This window comes from Novosphingobium profundi (genome assembly GCF_020524485.1).
In the GTDB taxonomy this organism is placed as follows: Bacteria; Pseudomonadota; Alphaproteobacteria; order Sphingomonadales; family Sphingomonadaceae; genus Novosphingobium; species Novosphingobium profundi_A.
On sequence record NZ_JAIVLF010000006.1, the window covers coordinates 50,911 to 68,862 of the forward strand.

Here is a 17,952-nt window from a genome sequence, read left to right on the forward strand (position 1 = left end):
TCGGCGCGAGAGATGGTTCGATGGGGGAATGGTCGGGCCCGAGCGTCTCAGGCGGCAACCGTGTTGAGCGAGAGAATCGTATCGAGGCTGCGCTGGAGTTCGGCGCTCTCGAAGGCCACGACGCCACCTGCAAAGGCTTCGGCGGTATCGTGAAGCCCTGCCAGTTCGTCGACAAGACCCGCCAGCGCGTCGTCGAGGACCGGGAGAAGGGCTTCCATTTCATGGCGAATGTCCGACTTCTCGATCAGGCTGCGCCACTTGCGCAGCAAGAGGGTGGTGACCTTGAGCGTGCTCTCGGTAGCCTTGATCTGCGCGCTCATGTGCCGGGCCTGGTCGCGGTCATCGTCGAGGCTGGTGTGCATCGAATCGATGCCGTTCTCGAGCGCCTGGACAAGGGCCTGGGTGGCCGCGCTCGAGGTTTCCGGGTCCTCACGACCATCGATGGTGTCGGCGGCGAAACGGCAGACCGATTCGGCCTGGAGCTGCGCGATGCTGACCGACGCGCGCAGGCCATGACGCTGGAGGCAGGTCTGGTCGACCGCATCGAGCACGCCCTGCATCGTCGCTGCGACCTTGTGGCACTGCTCTTCCAGCGCCGGAGCCGCCTTGGCGACGTGCGGCTCGACCTTGGCATTGCCGGTGACGACGAAGCGCGCGTTGGCAACCGCCTCTTCCAGCCGTCCCAGGCTATGGACCGCCTTGGCGACGCGCGCGTCGAGCGCTTCGGCGAGGTGATCGGCGTTGGCCAGCCCCTCGGCCAGGGTGCGCACCTGCCCCTCGATCGCGGTCCCCGCGTCGAGCAGCGCGCGGGCGCCGCCCTTTGCGGACGGGCGGGTGGGGATGGTGACGCCGGCCTGGAAGCGCAGCTCCAGCTCGCGCGGGAGGAAGGCGTTCTGGAAGGCCTCGTAGCTCGGGTACCCCAGCTTGGCGAGTTCGGCGAGGATCACCTCTTCGCCGATGCGCGCCGCGCGGCCCGCGCTCTCGCCCTCAGCCATCGCCTGGACCTCGGCCTCGCGGGCGGCCTCGTAGACGGTGTGGACCGTGTCGCGAATGCCCAGGTCAATCGGGCGCGCGCGCACCGAGATATACCCCTTGCCGAGCGGCGAGACGGTCGCCAGCGCCCAGTAGCTGCTGCCGTCACCCGCCAGGTTGAAGACATAGCCGCTGAACGCGCGGCGGGCCCCGATCGTCTCCCACATCAAACGGAAGACGCCGCCCGGCATGTCGGGATGGCGGATGAGGTTGTGCGGCGCACCGATCAGATCGTCGCGATCTAGACGCGCCATTTCGACGAACACCTGGTTCGCCTGCTCGATGACCCCCTTGGAATCGGTCGTCGAGAAGAACAGGTCATCGAGGGCGACCTCGTGGAATGCTCCTGTCGGTTCGAATGTCATGGATGGCTCCTTGTCCCTGCGTGTTGGACACGCGGGGACTAGTCCGATTCGCCATCTCCTGACTTTGATCTCACATAACTAACGATGCGGTAACCACGTCTGGAAACATCTGCTAAACAGAGAGTTACACGCCGTTAACCGGCCTCCTCATAGCGATTGCGGAGCATCTGCCAGGCCGCGCGCAGCCCCAGCGCCGCGCCGCCCTTGCTGCGGCCAGGCTTGGCCGAGGGGCGCCAGGCGAAGGTGTCGAAGTGGACCCAGTCCACGCCCTTGGGCACGAAACGGTCCAGGAACAACGCGGCCGTGGTGGAGCCTGCAAAGCCCCCGCCGGAACCTGCGTTGTTGATGTCGGCAATATCCGACTTCATGTACTCGCGGTACCCTTCGTGGAGCGGCAGGCGCCAGCAGGCATCGTCGGTCGCGATCCCGGCTTCGAGCAGGGCATTGGCGGTGGCATCCTCGCGCGCGAAGAGCGCGGGCAGGTCCGGCCCCAGAGCCACGCGCGCAGCGCCCGTCAGTGTCGCAAAATCGATCACCAGTTCGGGCTCGTTCTCGCCCGCGCGCGCGAGCGCATCGCCCAGGACAAGGCGCCCTTCCGCGTCGGTATTGCCGATCTCGACCGAGATCCCCGCGCGCGACTTCAGGATGTCGCCCGGCCGGAAGCTGTTGCCCGCAATCGCGTTCTCGACCGCCGGGACCAGCAGGTGCAGGCGCACCGGCAGCTGCGCCTGCATGATGAGGCGCGCCAGCGCGAGGGCGTGGGCCGCGCCGCCCATGTCCTTCTTCATGAGCAGCATGCCCGCACTGGGCTTCACGTCGAGCCCCCCTGAATCGAAGCACACGCCCTTGCCCACGATGGCAATGCGCGGGTGCTTGGGGTTGCCCCATTCCAGCTCGATCATGCGCGGCGCATGGCTGCGCGCCGCGGCGCGCCCCACCGCGTGGACCATCGGGAACTCATGTTCGAGCATATCACCCCGGGTCACGCGGATCTCGGCGCGGTAGGCCTTGTGCAGGTTCTCCGCCTCGGCCTCGAGCTGGGCGGGACCCATGTCCTCGGCGGGCGTGTTGACGAGGTCGCGCACCAGCATGACCGCCTCGGCTTCGGCGAGGATCGGCTCGATCGCCTTGACCTCGCCCGTCAGAAGCACGCGCGGCCCCTCGTCCTTGGGTTCGGAGACGTAACGGTCGAAACGGTACTGCCCCGTGACCCAGCCGAACATCGCCGCACCCGGCTCGCCGCCGATACGGCGATAGGTGCCCGCGGGCAGCGTCTCGGCCAGCTTGGCCATGCACCAGCTAGACAGCTTCTGGACATCGGCGACACCGGCCACGGCCATCCAGCCCTCGCCATCCGGAAGGATGGCATGGCCGCCCGCGTCACCCTCGAAGCGCTGCGCTTCGAGCACGGTGCGCTGGGCGGCGTTCAGTCCCTTGCGGAAGGCGTCGAGCCCCTCCTTGTCGACGAGGTGGAGGGAAACCGCGCTCTGGCCGCGGTCGGGCTGGATCAATGCGTTCTTGTCGCTCATGGCGCATATCTAGACCGCAGGTCCGGCAAAGGGCAATTGCCCAATGCGCGTGCGCTGTCCCCAGCGGGCGCACGCTCAGGCTGGATTCAGCTCACCGCGTGCTTCATGCTCCCTCTTCAGCGCCTTAACGGGCGCCACGAACACCGGACAAGGGCAGGAACGAGGGACAATGCGCGCGAAGCTGGCACTGGGATGCGCAGGAGCGCTGGCACTGATGGCCGGCGGATGCAGCGGGGCCGCGGCCCCGGACACGGAGGCGACCGCAGGCCCACCCGCCGCGGGCGCCAGTGTCCGACCGGCACCTCCCGAAGCGCCCCCCAGCGCCGCGGCGAGCGAGGTGGAGAGCCCGCTCGTCGAGGCCGCGGACCTTGCCATCGAGGACGAGACCGACACCTACGAGTTCCAGTTCGCCTACCCCGCTGCGGCAGCCGCCATCCCCGAGCTCAAATCCTGGTTCGAGGCGCGCCGCGAGGCCGCGCGTCGCGAGCTTGCAACTTCGTCCGAGCGCGACCGCGAGGAGGCGGAAAAGAGCGGCTATCCTTTCCGCCCCCACAGCTTCGGCGCGAACTGGCAGGTGGTCACTGACCTGCCCGACTGGCTCTCGCTTTCCTCCGAGTTCTACACTTTCACCGGCGGCGCCCACGGCATGAGCGGCTTCAATGCGCGGGTGTGGAACCGCAAGACCGGGACGCTCCAGCGCGCGACCGACCTGTTCACCAGCCCCGAGGCGCTTTCGGGCGCCCTGCGCAAACGCTTCTGCAAGGTGCTCGACGACAAGCGCATCGAGAGGCGCGGCGGCCCGCTCGATCCCGAGGGCACTTTCAGCGAGTGCATCGATCCGGTGCGCCAGACGGTGCTGCTGGGCTCCTCCAACGGCGCCACCTTCGACCGCATCGGCTTCCAGATCGCGCCTTACGAGGCGGGGCCCTACGCCGAGGGCAGCTACGAGATCACCCTGCCCGTCGACGGCGCCGTGATGCGCGCGCTCAAACCGCAGTACCGCGCCAGTTTTTCGATACCAGACTGAGATCTTCTCGCATTTCGCGCCCCCTCCCGCTATGGGAGGGGCATGACCGAATACCAGACTGTGGAACCTGACGACCAGGCCGTCCTGCGCGACGGCACCATCAAGCTGCATGGCGCAGAAGCGTTCGAAGGCATGCGCAAGGCCGGACGACTCGCCGCCGAGATCCTCGACGAGATCGCCGACATGGTGCAGCCGGGCGTGACCACCGCCGCGATCGACGACAAGGTGCGCGAGATGACCCTCGATGCGGGCGCCGTTCCCGCAACGCTCGGCTACCGCGGCTATCAGCATTCGTGCTGCATCTCGATAAACCACGTGGTGTGCCATGGCATCCCGTCGGACAAGACGCTCAAGGACGGCGACATCCTCAACATCGACGTGACCCCGCTGCTCGACGGCTGGCACGGCGATAGCAGCCGCATGTACTTCTCGGGTGAGCCCTCGCTCAAGGCGCGCCGCCTGGTCGAGGTCACCTACGAGTGCCTGATGATCGGCATCGAACAGGCCAAGCCCGGCAACCACATCGGCGACATCGGCGCGGCCATCCAGCAGTACGCCGAATCGCACCGCTACGGCGTCGTGCGCGAGTTCTGCGGCCATGGCCTCGGCCGCCTGTTCCACGATGCGCCCGAAGTCGTCCACGCCGCGCGCGCGGGCACCGGCGCGGAAATCCGTCCGGGCATGCTCTTCACTATCGAGCCGATGATCAACCTCGGCAAACCGGCGGTGAAGTTGCTCAACGACGGCTGGACCGCGGTGACCCGCGACAAGTCGCTCTCGGCCCAGTTCGAGCACTCGATCGGCATTACCGAGGACGGCTGCGAGATCTTCACGCTGAGCCCGCGCGAACGCCACAAGCCGCCCTACGCCTGAGGCGCGCCTTCGGCGGCCTGTGCGCTGCCGACCAGGAACACCACATAGCCGCGAAACCCCGCCCCGGCCTCCAGGCCCGGCGGGGCGCGCCACTCGCCGCCCTCGACCAGCCCGACACGGTAAGGCAGGCCAAGGCGTTCGAGCGAAGCCAGGTAGCGTTCGTAACCCGGAATCGTCGCGCGGCCCTGGTAGGTCTGCACCACGATCTCATCGACACAGTCGGCAAGGCTGGAGAGCGCATCCGCCGAACCTCCCGCACTCCAGTCCATCAGCCCGGTGATGCCCAGCTTGAAACGCGCAGGGAGGCGCGCCCGCAGACCTTCCAGAAACTGCGCGTACCCGGCAAGCCCGTGCGTCGCGGCGTCGAAGTCAATCTGCAGGCCCTCCACCGCATTGCCCGCCGCCGCCCAGCGTTCCAACTGGCCCAGCACCGCCGCGTAGAGCCCCTCCTCCCAGTCGAGCCGCTCGACCCGCACGCTCATCCACACGCGCGGCCCCGTCACGCGGGGAACGGCGCGCAAGGGGCCGTAGGCGCTGGTGCGCGTGGCGCGCACCTCGCCCGCCAGCAGATAGACCAGAGGCGCCTCTTCCAGCCAAGGCGGAGGAGCGACGCCCGCCCATAGGAAAAACGCCTCGTAGTCGCGCGCGCGGACAGGGCCGTCCCGGCGTGTCCCGCAGGCCGCCAGCGCGAACGCCGCGACGCCTGCGCCCAGCAGCGCGCGGCGGCTTACCAGTAGAACTTGAGCTTGGTCGCCCATCGGCTCTTGGGGTACTCGCGCTTGAGGCGCTGGAACCAGGCCTTGCGCTGGCTTTCGGGGACATCGGTGGCGCTGCACGAATTGTTGCCCGAGGGCGCGTAGCACATGACCGAGCGGTAGAGCGCATAGGCCCGTTCCTGCGCGCTCGCCCGCGAACCCGCCAGCACCTGCGCATAGATCGCCGCGCGGTCCGTCAACTCGCCCGCAAAGCGCGAGGGCGTACCGCCCAGTTCCTCGCGCCCGCGCCAGCGCTCGCCCGCCATGTAGCTATCGAAATTGTTGAGCCGGTAGAAGTCTGCGAGGCACAGGAGTGCGCCCGGATCGGACCCATCGCGCGCGAGCCTCTGCGCTGTATCGGCCAGCGCGGGACAGGCGAAATCCTGTTGCCAGCGGCCCTTCGTGAAGCTGCCGAGCGGCACTTGGCGGGCCGCATCGCGCAGCCATCCCCCGATCCAGCCCTCACGCCCTGCGCTCTGCGGCACCAGCGCCCGGTCGCGCTCAAAGTCAGCAAAGTGCCCGCGTGTCAGGTCCTTGTAGAGGAGCGTCATCGCCGCGACCTCGCGTTCCAGCCCACTCGTGCCCGCCTTCGCCTGCGCGCGCAGGGTTGCCCCGTCGGCGACGTGCTCCAGGAGAATGGCCCGAATCTCGGGCACCTGGACGGGGCTGTTCGCGGCAAAGACCTTCGCCAGTTCGCCGCTGCGCTCCCAGTGGTGGGCAAGCGCAAGTTCGACCGCCGGGCGCTGGAAACGCGGGTCCGCGCCCTTCGCCAGTTGCTCCCAGAAGCCGACCGCGTTGGAATCGCCCAAGGCCTCCAGCGCCAGGCCGCGCAGCATCTGCGCGCTGAAGGCCAGCGGCGTGTACTGCCCCTTGCGCGCCTCGTCGGGCAGCAGCTTCAGGACGGCGGCATAGTCGCGCTGAACATGGAAGGCCTGCGCGGCCTGGAGGTAGGTGTAGAGCTTGGGATGCCCGGCAAAGTGCGGCGCCTGCGCAGCAAGTTCCGCCGCGTCCAGACGCGCGGTGCGCCGCTCGGACATCACCGGCTCGCTTGCCCGCAGGCGCAGCAGGTCCCAGGTCGCAAGGCTCAGCGCGCTGTCGATTTCGCCATCCCCGGCCGCCTCGAAGAAGAGCTTGGTGTCGATTTCCTCGATCAGGTGGGCCGCTGCGGGGTCGGCGGCGCTCTCCCGCTCCAGCAGCGCACCATAGGCGCGGGACAGTTCGGGCCGCTGGCCGCGCAACCAGAAGGCCCGGCGCGTGAGCCCCCGCGCGGAGGCCGCGTAACGCCCTTCGGGATAGGTGCGCAGATACGCCTCGAGCGCGGCCTGCCCCTGCGCGGCCAGCGCGGCATCGGTCTTCGTGTTGTCGTACCAGCCCCATTCGTCGATGGCGGGCACCTGCGCGGCGGCGAGCGCGGTGCGCGCCTGCATGTAGCGCGCGGTCTCGGCCACCCAGCCCTGCCCGCTGCCTTCCAACCCCGCGAAGGTGGCGCGCGCAGAGCCGAAGTCCTCGGCGTAGAAGGCCCGCGCGCCCTTCAGGTAAGCGAGATACTCGCGCCCTGCCGGGCTGGTGACGGAGGCCGGCCAGGTGGACGGCTCCTGCGCCCCGTCGCACGCCGCCTTCAGGTTGGCGCGCGCGCCGACAAGCGCCCCGCGTTCGGCCTCGGAAATGGATGGCGTGTCGGCCAGGGCTGCGGCGAAAGCCTCGCCTCCACTCGCCAGGGTCTGGCACAAGGTGCCGCTATAGGCGGGCAGCGGCCAGGTCTCTTCCTCGGCCTGCGCTCCGGGCCAGAAGCCGCTGCGCATGGCCTCCCAGGTCAGGAAGACATGGCCGAGCGGCGCGGTTTCCCAGGAGTTCGCAGGGTATCCGGCCTTCTTCGGGATACCGCCCCCCGCCTCCATCATCAGCCAGGAGAGGTTGGTGCGGGTATCGTTGCGCGCCGACAGGAAGGGAACGCCGGCGCATTCATAATCGGAGAGACCCAGACGCCAGCTCGGCGCGCAACCGAAGTCCCCGCTGGCCCCCGCACCGCTCGGCAATCCCAAAGCCAGTGCAGTCCCTGTCGCCAGCGCCAGAGCCTTGTGCCTGATCTTTCCGCGCATCTGCGTTGTGCCCCCTACCTGCCTGCCTGCTGTCCCCACTCGGGTGAATACCCTGCCGGGAACGCCCCTCACAAGTCCATAGGACAAAAGAAAAGGCCCCGCTTTCGCAGGGCCTTTCCAGGTTCGTTCGGACAGGTCCGAGGTGGTGATCAGTCTTCCTTGAGGAAGGCGGGCATGTGGCCCGGATCGCCACCTTCGTTGCCACCGCGCGGACCGCGGTCGCGGCCGCCGTCACGGCCACCACGGCGCGGGCCACGGCGATCACCGCCACGGCCACCGCCGTCACGGTCGCCGCGCGGCGCCTTGGGCGGACGGGTGTCTTCCAGCTCTTCGCCGGTTTCCTGGTCGACGACGCGCATCGAGAGGCGGACCTTGCCACGGTTGTCGATCTCGAGGACCTTGACCTTGACCTCCTGGCCTTCCTTGACGACGTCGGTCGGCTTTTCGACGCGCTCGTTCTTCATTTCGGAGACGTGGACGAGGCCGTCCTTGCCACCCATGAAGTTCACGAAGGCACCGAAGTCGACGATGTTGACGACCTTGCCGTTGTAGATCTTGCCGACTTCGGCTTCCTCGACGATGCCTTGGATCCAGGCCTTGGCGGCCTCGATCTGGTTGATGTCGGAGGAGGAGATCTTGATCACGCCTTCGTCGTCGATGTCGACCTTGGCGCCGGTTTCGGCGACGATCTCGCGGATGACCTTGCCGCCGGTGCCGATGACGTCACGGATCTTCGACTTGTCGATCTGGATCGTCTCGATGCGCGGCGCGTGGGCCGAAAGCTCGGTGCGGGCCGAACCCAGGGCCTTGGTCATCTCACCCAGGATGTGCGCGCGGCCGGCCTTGGCCTGCTCGAGCGCCTTGCCCATGATTTCCTTGGTGATGCCGGCGATCTTGATGTCCATCTGCATCGTGGTGATGCCGTTCTCGGTGCCTGCGACCTTGAAGTCCATGTCGCCGAGGTGATCCTCGTCGCCCAGGATGTCCGAGAGAACCGCGAAGTCGTCGCCTTCGAGGATCAGGCCCATGGCGATGCCCGAAACCGGACGTGCCAGCGGAACGCCCGCGTCCATCATCGAGAGGCAGCCGCCGCAGATCGTCGCCATCGAGGACGAACCGTTCGACTCGGTGATGTCCGAGAGGATGCGGATGGTGTAGGGGAAGTCTTCCTTGGCGGGCAGCACCGGGTGCAGCGCGCGCCAAGCCAGCTTGCCGTGGCCGATTTCGCGGCGGCCCGGCGCGCCGAAGCGGCCCACTTCACCGACCGAGTAGGGCGGGAAGTTGTAGTGCAGCATGAACGAGGAATACGACAGGCCTTCGAGGCCGTCGATCATCTGTTCCGCGTCCTTGGTGCCGAGCGTGGTGGTGCAGATCGCCTGCGTTTCACCGCGGGTGAACAGCGCCGAGCCGTGGGTGCGCGGCAGGAAGCCGACCATCGATTCGATCGGGCGGACCTGGTCGAGCTTGCGGCCGTCGATGCGCGTACCGTCCTTGAGGATGGCGCCGCGAACGATCTCGGCTTCGAGCTTCTTCATGGTCTTGATCGCGACCATCTGGGTCTGCGCCGATTCCTCGCCGAAGGCTTCCTTGGCCTTGGCGCGCGCCTCGTTGAGGGCCTTGGATCGGGCCGACTTGTCGGTCAGCTTGTAAGCGGCGGCAACGTCCTTGCCGACAGCCTTCTTGAGCTTCGCCTTGATGTCGGCGGTGTTGTCCGACAGGTCGATTTCCCAGGGGTCCTTGGCGGCCTGCTCGGCAAGGTCGATGACCAGGTCGACGACCTTCTTGCACTCGTCATGCGCGAACATGACGGCGCCCAGCATCTCGTCCTCGGTCAGCTCCTTGGCTTCCGATTCGACCATCATCACGGCGTTGCCGGTGGCGGCAACGACGAGGTCGAGACGGCCGTTCTCAAGGGCGGCGGTCTGCTTGGGGTTGAGCGTGTACTCGCCATCCTCGAAGCCGACGCGGCAGGCGCCGATCGGGCCCATGAAGGGCACGCCCGAGATGGTGAGGGCAGCCGAAGCGGCGATCATCGCGACGATGTCGGCCTCGGTTTCGCCGTCATAGCTCAGGACCTGGCAGATGACGTTGATTTCGTTGTAGAAACCTTCCGGGAACAGCGGGCGCACCGGACGGTCGATCAGGCGGCTGGTCAGCGTTTCCTTTTCGGTCGCGCCGCGCTCACGCTTGAAGAAGCCGCCGGGGATACGGCCCGCCGACGAGAACTTTTCCTGGTAGTGCACGGTCAGCGGGAAGAAGTCCTGGCCTTCCTTCACCGACTTGGCGGCGGTCACCGCGCAGAGCACCACGGTTTCGCCGTAGGTGGCGAGAACGGCACCGTCCGCCTGGCGGGCGATGCGGCCGGTTTCGAGAGTGAGGGTCTTGCCGCCCCACTCCATCGATACGGTCTTGACGTCGAACATAGAATATTCCTCAGCCCGCCGGCCCTATTGCCTGCGGGATTTACTGCCGGGGATGCCGTCCCGGTCCGGTACGGGGCCTGTCATGCCCCGAAGGCCCCTCGCCGGATTGCGAGGATACCTGTCTATTTCGGTGCCCGGGCCGGCCATCCGGCCCCGGCGGGGTCTTCCTTAGCACAACGGGGAACGCAGGTGGATAGGTCCCGTACGCTGGCCGGAAATATGAAACGGCCCGCCAGAGGCGGGCCGAAACATTTGGCTGTTACTTACGCAGACCCAGCTTCTGGATCAGGTCGTTGTAACGCTGCACGTCCTTCTTCTTGAGGTAGGCCAGCAGCGAACGACGCTTGTTGACCATGGCGAGAAGACCGCGACGCGAGTGGTTGTCCTTGTGGTGAGCCTTGAAGTGCTCGGTCAGGTTGCGGATACGCTCGGTGAGGATCGCGACCTGAACTTCCGGAGATCCGGTGTCACCCGAAACGCGGGCGTTGTCCGTAATGATTTCCGTCTTCTTTTCGGCAGTAACCGTCATGTCATTCACTCCGCGACATCTGTGAGGTTAAACCCCCGGACCACGCGGACGTCGCCGTGTGAAAGCTCCACCAGCGCGACCGGAAGGGTTTCCATCCGTGCCCAGTAGAGCCCGTCATCCTGGGGCATCCCGGTCAGAACACGGCCCTGTCGGACCGCCCTTGCCTGCTCCGGGTCGAGGTCGATGGCCGGGATGTCGTCCAGCCCCGCCTCCAGCGGCAAGAGTAACTGCTCAAGAGGCGCGCCCTTACCGACTTCGTTCAATTTGTCCAGCGAAATCGCCCCCGAGAGGTCGAAGGGCCCGGCCTTGATCCGGCGCAGCATGGTGACCGTGCCGCAGCTTCCCAGCGCGTGCGCGATGTCGCGTGCAAGGCTGCGGATATAGGTCCCCTTGGAGACCTGCGCCTGCAAGGTCACCCCGTCATTGGCATCGAAGCCATGGATCTCAAGGGCGTGGATCGTGACGTCACGCGACTTGAGGGTGACTTCCTCACCCGCGCGCGCCAGATCGTAGGCGCGCTTGCCGTCGATCTTGAGCGCGGAATAGGCGGGCGGGACCTGGGTGATGGGGCCTGTGAACTGCGGGAGGACTGCGGCCAGCTCTTCCGCACTGGGGAAGACATCGCTCGTCGCGATCACCTTGCCCTCGGCATCGAGCGTGTCGGTCTCCTCGCCAAAGCGCAGGGTGAAGAGGTAGGTCTTATCCGCATCGAGCATCCGGCCCGTCAGCTTGGTCGCCTCACCCAGCGCAATGGGAAGGACGCCGGAGGCCAGCGGATCGAGCGTGCCACCATGGCCGACCTTGACCCCGCCCTTGAGCTTCACGTTGAACCCCGCCTCGCGCAGGTTGCGCTTGACCGCGGCGACGGCCTGTGTGGAGCCCAGCTCCACCGGCTTGTCGAGAATGATCCAGCCATGGGGCATCAGCGCACCTCGCAAAAGGAAAGTCGGGCGTTCATCGTCATGGCGCCCCAAGAGGCAAAGCGGGCGGGCTTGTCAACACGGGCAAATCCAGGAAGGAAAAACGGATTCCGAGGGCCATCGCCCTCGGGCTCCCCGAACTGTCCAACTCACCTCTCGCACGCTGCCTTGGCTGAGACGGGTGAGGTCGCCGGGTTTGGGATCAAGAGGTGATGGCGCCTCAGTCGCGCGAAATGGCGGTCATCCCGTCCTTGCCCATCGTGGAGCCCAGGCTCTCGTCCTTGCGGGGATTGGCGACGGCGTCGGCGATGAGGCGGTCCTGGTCTTCAGGCGCCATGCGCTCCCACCCGGCGCGGCCCAGCTTTTCAAGCGGGCGGTAGCGCACCTTGTACTGCATGCGCGCCGAACCTTCGACCCAGTAGCCCAGGTAGACATAGCCCAGCCCCATCTCCACCGAGCGGCGGATGTGGTCGAGGATGATGTAGTTGCCCAGGCCCTTGCGCGGGCTTTGCGGGTCATAGAAGCTGTAGATCATCGACAGCCCGTCGCACTGGCGGTCGGTCAGGCAGGCGCCGACAAGGCGGCCCGGCGTCACCCCGTCCTCGGACGGTTCGCGGTATTCGACCACATAGCTGGTGACGGGGGTATGCTCGACCATGTCGGCGTAGTCGATCTCGTCCATCGCGGTCATCCCGCCTTCGGGATGGCGTTCGGCAAGGTAGGCCTGGAGCAGTTCGAACTGCTCGCTGGTGGACCAGGGGCGGCAGACGGTGACGACCAGATCGTCGTTCGCCTTGAGCGCGCGCTTCTGCGAAGAGGAGGCGGCAAACTCGCTGGCGACCACGCGCACCGAGATGCAGGCGCTGCAGTCGATGCAGGAGGGGCGGTAGGCGACGGTCTGGCTGCGGCGAAAGCCGATGCGGCTGAGCGCATCGTTGAGCGAATCCGCGTGCGGCCCCTTGAGCTCCGTGAACACCTTGCGTTCGCTCCGGCCCGGCAGATAGGGGCACGGCGCGGGGCTGGTCACGAAGAAGCGGGGAAATCGAACCGGTGCCGTCACGGGGGCGCTGCGTCCTCTTGTTTCTTACTTGCGTGGTCGATCAAGGCACCGCGAAGGCCCCTTGTTCCGGCAAATATGCAGGAGCGTATCCGCCGTTGAAAGTGTTTTAACCACAAAAGTGGCGCAAGCGCTTCCGGGATCGCGCGAAATTCACGCCATCCCGGAGCCTTGTCCCGGATCGGGCCGGGTTTCACCCCATGTATTCCTACCCTGGTCGCCGCGCGGGACCGGAAGGCCCCCAGGGCAGAAGCCCGGACGGGAGGTTCAGTCGGTCTCGACCCGGCGCACTTCGTAGCCCTCGCGGTGGAGCGCGGCGATCAGCGCGTCGAGTTGCGCCGAATCGCGTGCCTCGCACTCGATCTCGGTCACCAGCCCCTTGGCGGGCAGGTGCGTGAAGATGCGCTGGTGGAAGACCTCAATGATGTTCACGTTCTGCTCGTGGAACACCTTGGCGACCTTGAACAGCGCGCCCGCGCGGTCCTGCAGACCGATGCGCAGGCGCGCGAGGCGCCCCGACCGGGCCAGATCGCGCAGCAGCACGTTGGCGAGCAGGCGCGTGTCGATGTTGCCGCCCGAGAGCACGATGCCGACCTTGCGGCCCTTGAACAGGTCGCGGTTGTCCATCAGGGCCGCCAGACCGCAGGCGCCCGCGCCCTCGACCAGCGTCTTCTCGATCTGGAGGAGCAGCGCCAGCGCGCTCTCGATCTTGGGCTCGCTCACCAGCAGGATGTCGTCGAGCAGGCCCTTCAGGGTGCGCGAGGTGAACGCGCCGGGCGAGAACACCGCGATGCCCTCGGCCAGCGTATCGCCCCCGATCGGCAGGTTCATGCCCTTGAGGGCGTTGTACATCGAGGGGTAGAGCTGGGCCTCGACGCCGTAGATCTTCATCTCGGGCTTGAGCGCGCGCGCAGCCGTGCCCATCCCGGAACTGAGGCCACCCCCGCCGATCGGCACGACCAGCGTGTCGAGATCGGGCACGTCCTCGAGCATTTCCAGCGCCACCGTGCCCTGCCCGGCCGCGACGTGCGGATCATCGAAGGGGTGGACGAAGGTGTAGCCGTGCTCGGCCTCCAGCTTGCGGGCGTGGGCGTAGGCATCGTCGAAACTCTCGCCCTCAAGGACGACCTTGCCGCCCACGCTCTCGGTCTGCATGACTTTTACGAGCGGAGTCGTGCGCGGCATGACGATGGTGACCGGGATGCCCAGGCGCGTGCCGTGGTAGCTCAGCCCTTGCGCGTGGTTGCCGGCCGAGGCCGCGATGACGCCCCGGCTCTTGCGCTCCTCGCTCAGCTGCATGAGCGCGTTGAGCGCGCCACGCTCCTTGTAAGATGCGGTAAACTGGTGATTTTCGAACTTGAGCCAAATATCGGCGCCGGTAATCTCGCTGAGCGTCTGGCTGCGCATCGTGGGCGTACGGACAATATTGCCCGAAATGCGCCCCGATGCCGCGCGGACATCATCGAGGGTCAGGACCGCGTCTGCGGCCGTTTCGGCAGGCTTCGATACAGGCTGTTCCATCCGGGGGCGCCTAAAGGAATTACCGGGGAATTGAAAGGCGGCAAAGGGCCGCCTATCCTCTCGACTGGGCGCAGCGCCGTCGCAGGACGGTTTGCATTTGGCCAAAACACGTTAAGGACAAGGCCATGACCGAACAGATGAGTGATGCACACGCCGAGGAGCCGCAGACCGGCGAGGAAACCACGCTGGAGCGGCCTCCTGTGGAACCGCGCAAGGTCTCCTTCATCGGCCTTGGGGTGATGGGCGGCGAAATCGCGCGGCACATTGCCGAGGCGGGCCATGAACTGACGATCTACAACCGCTCCCCCGACCGGCTGAAGCGCTGGCAGGAGGAGAACCCGGGCCTCGCCTCGCGCGTCGCGGCCAACCCCGCGCACGCCGCGCTCGACGCCGATGTGGTGATCACCTGCGTGGGCAACGACGATGATCTCGCCGACGTCGTGCTCGGCCCCAACGGGGCCTTTCGCACGATGCGCAAGGGCTCGACCTTCATCGACCACACCACCGTCTCGGCGCGCATCGCCCGCCAGATCTCGGTCGAAGCGCGCGACCTCCAGATCCAGTGCGTCGACGCACCGATGACCGGCTCGCAGATCGGCGCCGAACAGGGCACGCTCACGCTCATGTGCGGCGGGCGCGACGCGGCCATCGAGGCCGCCCGTCCGGTGATGGAGGCCTACTCCAGCCGCATCGTCCATGTCGGCAAGGCCGGCGCAGGGCAGACTGCGAAGATGGCCTGCCAGATCTGCATCGCGGGCAACATCGCGGCGCTGGCCGAAGCGGTCCGCTTCGCGCAGGCCTCGCACCTCGACATGGACAAGGTCTACGAGGCGATCTCGGGCGGCGCAGCGCAGTCCTGGCAGATGGACAACCGCTGGTCCTCGATGGACGCGGACGAATTCGACTTCGGCTTCGCCATCGACTGGATGCGCAAGGACCTGGGGCTCAGCCTCGAGGAAGGCCGGGGCCTGGGCGTCTCGCTCCCCGTCGCAGGGCTCGTCGACCAGTTCTTCGCCGAGATCCAGGCAATGGGCGGCGGGCGTCTCGACACCAGCGCCATCGTCAAGCGGCTGCCGAGGAAAAGCCGTCCGTGACATTCGCTCGCCGTGCGGTTCTGACCGCGATGCTGGGAACGGCGCTCGTCGCCGTGCCCGCCGAAGCCCGCAAGAAGAAGAAGGCCGAAGAGGTCGAAAAGCCGGTCCCCGGCACGCTCATCGACAACATCGAGGGACTCTCGCCCGACGGCAAGGGCGGGATCGAGCACTTCGACGGCTTCCTGATCGCGCCTGACGGCCACGTCGCCGAGGTCTATCACGAGGGCGAGAAGCGCCCGAAGTACGCCGACTACCGCCTTGATGGTGAGGGCCAGGTGGTGGTCCCCGGCATGATCGACGCGCACACGCACGTCATGATGCTGGGCTTTTCCAAGCTGACGCTCGACCTGTCGCAGGCGCACTCGCTCGACGAGGCGCTGGCACGCATCGCCGCCTGGACCGCCGCCCATCCCGAGGCGCCCTGGATTCTGGGCACGGGCTGGAACGAGGTCGAGTGGGGTCTGGGCCGTCTGCCGACCGCCGCCGAACTCGACAACGTGACCGGCGGCAAGCCCGCCTGGCTGACCCGGGTCGACGCGCACGGAGGCTGGGCCAACACCGCCGCGCTCGAAGCGGCCGGCATCACCGCCAAGACCAAGGCCCCCAAAGGCGGGCGCATCGTGCGCACCGCTTCGGGCGCACCCGAGGGCGTCCTTGTCGATGCGGCCGCCAAACTGGTCGAGGCCAAGCTCCCCGCTCCGCGCCCCGAGGACCGCGACGCCGCGCTGGCCGAAGCCCAGCTCGACTTCCTCAGGAACGGGGTCACCGCGGTTGCCGACATGGGCACCAGCATCGAGGACTGGCAGGCGTTCCGCCGCGCGGGCGACACCGGACGGCTGCGCGTGCGCATCGTCTCCTACGCCGATTCGATTGCCAACATGGAGCTTATCGGCGGGCCCGGCCCCTCGGCCTGGGTCTACGACGACCGCCTGCGCCTGAGCGGTGTGAAGCTCTTCCTCGATGGCGCGCTCGGCTCGCGCGGAGCCTGGCTCAAGGAGCCTTACGCGGACGATCCTGAAACGCGCGGCCTGCCGCTCCTCTCGCAAACCCAGCTTTCCAACATGATGAGCCGCGCCGCGCTCGACCACTTCCAGGTTGCGGTCCACGCCATCGGCGATGAGGCCAACGCGGTCGTGCTCGACGCGCTCGACGAACTGTCCTCGACCTACACCGGCGACCGGCGCTGGCGCATCGAACACGCGCAGATCCTCGCCCCCGCCGACATCACACGCTTTGCCGCGCACGGCACCATCGCCTCGATGCAGCCCCAGCACGAGGCGAGCGACCGCACCATGGCCGAAGCCCGCCTGGGCCCGGCGCGCCTGTCCGGCGCCTATGCCTGGAAATCGCTTGCCAATGCAGGGGCCACGCTCGCCTTCGGCTCGGACACCCCGGTCGAACCCGCGCGCCCCTTCACCGGCATGGCGGTTGCCGTGACCCGGCAGGGCGCGGACGGCCAGCCTTTCGGCGGCTGGCAGCCGCAGGAGACGATCTCACGCGAAGCCGCCCTTTCGGCCTACACCACGGGCGCGGCCTACGCGATGTTCGCCGAGGACCGCCTGGGACGTATCGCCAAGGGCTACCGCGCGGACTTCCTGTTCGTGGACAAGGACCCGATGACGGTCAGCCCCGAAGCCCTGCGTGACCTCACGGTCAAGGAAACCTGGATCGGCGGCCAGCAGGCCTGGGCCGCGGAAGAGAGCGCGAAAAGCGAAGACGCGCTGCGGCCCGAGGAAGACATCGAGGACGGCCAGAAAGGGCGGTAGTACGAAGTGTATTTTCAAGGGGCCATCGCCCCTTGACCCCAAACTCGGCAACCTCACCGATCTCGGCCAGGGCCGCGCGCGCGACGTAAGCTGGACAGTTCGGGGAGCCCGAGGGCAATGGCCCTCGGAATCACTCTCTTCTACCTCTGGAACGCTTACTCCGCCGGAGCCTCTACCGGATCATCCTCCGCGACCTTCGCATCACGGCGTTCGGTGAACCACATGAGGAGCAGCGTGCCTTCGAAGAGCAGCAACAGCGGCACCGCGAGGAGGACCTGCGAGATCACGTCGGGCGGGGTCGCGATCGCGGCGACCACGAAGATCCCGACGATTACGTAGCGGCGCGCGGCCACAGCCTGCGTGCGGGTCACGATCCCCGCGCGGTTGAGCAGCATCAGCAGCACCGGCAGCAGGAAGCTGATGCCGAAGGCGAGGATGAACTGCATGACGAGCGAGAGGTAATCGCCGGTGCCCGGAAGCGCCTCGAGCTGGAGCCCCCCCGCGCTTCCCTGGAAGCCCAGGAAGAAGTGGAAGGCGGTCGGCATGACCACGTAGTAGGCCAGCGCCGCGCCCATCGTGAAAAGGATCGGGGTCGCCACCAGGAACGGCAGGAAGGCTTTCTTTTCCTTGGCGTAGAGGCCCGGCGCAATGAAGGCCCAGATCTGGTTGGCGATCACCGGGAAGCTGAAGAAGAAGGCCGCGAAGACCGCGATCTTCACTTCCACGAAGAAGGCTTCGTAGAGCTTGGTGTAGATCAGCTTGCCCTCACCCGCCGGGAAGGCGGCGGTCAGCGGGCGGACCAGAAAGCCGAAGATATCGTCGGCAAAATAGAAGCAGATGCCAAAGGCAACGCCAAAGGCCAGAAACGCGCGCACAAGGCGCGCGCGCAATTCGACGAGGTGATCGAGCAGGGGAGCCTGCGAATCGTCGATGTCGGAAATCTTGAAGGCCATGGCGCGAAT

Annotated in this window: 14 protein-coding genes; 4 read left to right on the forward strand and 10 right to left on the reverse strand. The window is 67.0% G+C overall.

The genetic code is table 11. The features are described from left to right. Positions 1 to 47: 47 nt before the first annotated feature. Entirely contained in the window at positions 48 to 1,397 is a 1,350-nt protein-coding gene (locus tag LC060_RS16680) for a PAS domain-containing protein (RefSeq protein WP_226637607.1), read from the reverse strand. A 134-nt stretch (positions 1,398 to 1,531) separates the two neighbouring features. Next, positions 1,532 to 2,926 (reverse strand): leucyl aminopeptidase family protein, encoded by a 1,395-nt coding sequence (locus LC060_RS16685; RefSeq protein ID WP_226637609.1) that lies wholly within the window; start codon positions 2,924 to 2,926, stop codon positions 1,532 to 1,534. 169 nt (positions 2,927 to 3,095) lie between these two features. Here LC060_RS16685 and LC060_RS16690 point away from each other — a divergent pair, with 169 nt between their 5' ends. Continuing rightward, a complete protein-coding gene (locus tag LC060_RS16690; protein ID WP_226637612.1) occupies positions 3,096 to 3,953 on the forward strand; it encodes a DUF3298 and DUF4163 domain-containing protein in 858 nt (285 codons plus the stop codon). A gap of 42 nt (positions 3,954 to 3,995) precedes the next feature. Continuing rightward, complete coding sequence (map, locus tag LC060_RS16695) at positions 3,996 to 4,826, forward strand: type I methionyl aminopeptidase (RefSeq protein ID WP_226637614.1); 831 nt, start codon at positions 3,996 to 3,998, stop codon at positions 4,824 to 4,826. Here map and LC060_RS16700 read toward each other — a convergent pair. The 7 genes from LC060_RS16700 to LC060_RS16730 form a co-directional block, all read right to left on the reverse strand. Next, a complete protein-coding gene (locus LC060_RS16700) occupies positions 4,817 to 5,584 on the reverse strand; it encodes a DUF3142 domain-containing protein (protein WP_226637616.1) in 768 nt (255 codons plus the stop codon). The two genes, map and LC060_RS16700, sit on opposite strands and share 10 nt — an antisense overlap. Further along, positions 5,554 to 7,680, reverse strand: coding sequence for a hypothetical protein (locus LC060_RS16705; protein ID WP_226637618.1), 2,127 nt, complete (start codon positions 7,678 to 7,680; stop codon positions 5,554 to 5,556). The genes LC060_RS16700 and LC060_RS16705 overlap by 31 nt, the downstream gene beginning before the upstream one ends. 149 nt (positions 7,681 to 7,829) lie before the next feature. Then, positions 7,830 to 10,103, reverse strand: a complete 2,274-nt coding sequence (gene pnp, locus LC060_RS16710; protein ID WP_226637621.1) for a polyribonucleotide nucleotidyltransferase — start codon at positions 10,101 to 10,103, stop codon at positions 7,830 to 7,832. Between the two features lie 259 nt (positions 10,104 to 10,362). Beyond that, positions 10,363 to 10,632, reverse strand: a complete 270-nt coding sequence (gene rpsO, locus LC060_RS16715; RefSeq protein ID WP_039390382.1) for a 30S ribosomal protein S15 — start codon at positions 10,630 to 10,632, stop codon at positions 10,363 to 10,365. Positions 10,633 to 10,637: 5 nt separating this feature from the next. Continuing rightward, positions 10,638 to 11,555 (reverse strand): tRNA pseudouridine(55) synthase TruB, encoded by a 918-nt coding sequence (gene truB, locus LC060_RS16720; protein ID WP_226637624.1) that lies wholly within the window; start codon positions 11,553 to 11,555, stop codon positions 10,638 to 10,640. Positions 11,556 to 11,772: 217 nt separating this feature from the next. After that, positions 11,773 to 12,612 (reverse strand): arginyltransferase, encoded by an 840-nt coding sequence (locus LC060_RS16725; protein WP_226637626.1) that lies wholly within the window; start codon positions 12,610 to 12,612, stop codon positions 11,773 to 11,775. A gap of 264 nt (positions 12,613 to 12,876) precedes the next feature. Beyond that, positions 12,877 to 14,130, reverse strand: coding sequence for a threonine ammonia-lyase (locus LC060_RS16730; protein WP_226637627.1), 1,254 nt, complete (start codon positions 14,128 to 14,130; stop codon positions 12,877 to 12,879). 125 nt (positions 14,131 to 14,255) lie between these two features. Here LC060_RS16730 and LC060_RS16735 point away from each other — a divergent pair, with 125 nt between their 5' ends. Then, entirely contained in the window at positions 14,256 to 15,224 is a 969-nt protein-coding gene (locus LC060_RS16735) for an NAD(P)-dependent oxidoreductase (RefSeq protein ID WP_226637630.1), read from the forward strand. A gap of 29 nt (positions 15,225 to 15,253) precedes the next feature. Further along, positions 15,254 to 16,990, forward strand: coding sequence for an amidohydrolase (locus LC060_RS16740; protein ID WP_226638229.1), 1,737 nt, complete (start codon positions 15,254 to 15,256; stop codon positions 16,988 to 16,990). Positions 16,991 to 17,145: 155 nt separating this feature from the next. Here the strand turns inward: LC060_RS16740 and tatC are convergent, their stop codons facing one another. Further along, complete coding sequence (gene tatC / locus LC060_RS16745; protein ID WP_226637632.1) at positions 17,146 to 17,943, reverse strand: twin-arginine translocase subunit TatC; 798 nt, start codon at positions 17,941 to 17,943, stop codon at positions 17,146 to 17,148. Positions 17,944 to 17,952 lie beyond the last annotated feature (9 nt).

Excerpts from the sequence above, each read along its gene's own strand:
- LC060_RS16680 (WP_226637607.1), bottom strand. The coding sequence starts at position 1,397 with ATGACATTCGAACCGACAGGAGCATTCCACGAGGTCGCCCTCGATGAC.
- LC060_RS16685 (WP_226637609.1), bottom strand. The coding sequence starts at position 2,926 with ATGAGCGACAAGAACGCATTGATCCAGCCCGACCGCGGCCAGAGCGCG.
- LC060_RS16690 (WP_226637612.1), top strand. The coding sequence starts at position 3,096 with ATGCGCGCGAAGCTGGCACTGGGATGCGCAGGAGCGCTGGCACTGATG.
- map (WP_226637614.1), top strand. The coding sequence starts at position 3,996 with ATGACCGAATACCAGACTGTGGAACCTGACGACCAGGCCGTCCTGCGC.
- LC060_RS16700 (WP_226637616.1), bottom strand. The coding sequence starts at position 5,584 with ATGGGCGACCAAGCTCAAGTTCTACTGGTAAGCCGCCGCGCGCTGCTG.
- LC060_RS16705 (WP_226637618.1), bottom strand. The coding sequence starts at position 7,680 with ATGCGCGGAAAGATCAGGCACAAGGCTCTGGCGCTGGCGACAGGGACT.
- pnp (WP_226637621.1), bottom strand. The coding sequence starts at position 10,103 with ATGTTCGACGTCAAGACCGTATCGATGGAGTGGGGCGGCAAGACCCTC.
- rpsO (WP_039390382.1), bottom strand. The coding sequence starts at position 10,632 with ATGACGGTTACTGCCGAAAAGAAGACGGAAATCATTACGGACAACGCC.
- truB (WP_226637624.1), bottom strand. The coding sequence starts at position 11,555 with ATGCCCCATGGCTGGATCATTCTCGACAAGCCGGTGGAGCTGGGCTCC.
- LC060_RS16730 (WP_226637627.1), bottom strand. The coding sequence starts at position 14,130 with ATGGAACAGCCTGTATCGAAGCCTGCCGAAACGGCCGCAGACGCGGTC.
- LC060_RS16735 (WP_226637630.1), top strand. The coding sequence starts at position 14,256 with ATGACCGAACAGATGAGTGATGCACACGCCGAGGAGCCGCAGACCGGC.
- LC060_RS16740 (WP_226638229.1), top strand. The coding sequence starts at position 15,254 with ATGCTGGGAACGGCGCTCGTCGCCGTGCCCGCCGAAGCCCGCAAGAAG.
- tatC (WP_226637632.1), bottom strand. The coding sequence starts at position 17,943 with ATGGCCTTCAAGATTTCCGACATCGACGATTCGCAGGCTCCCCTGCTC.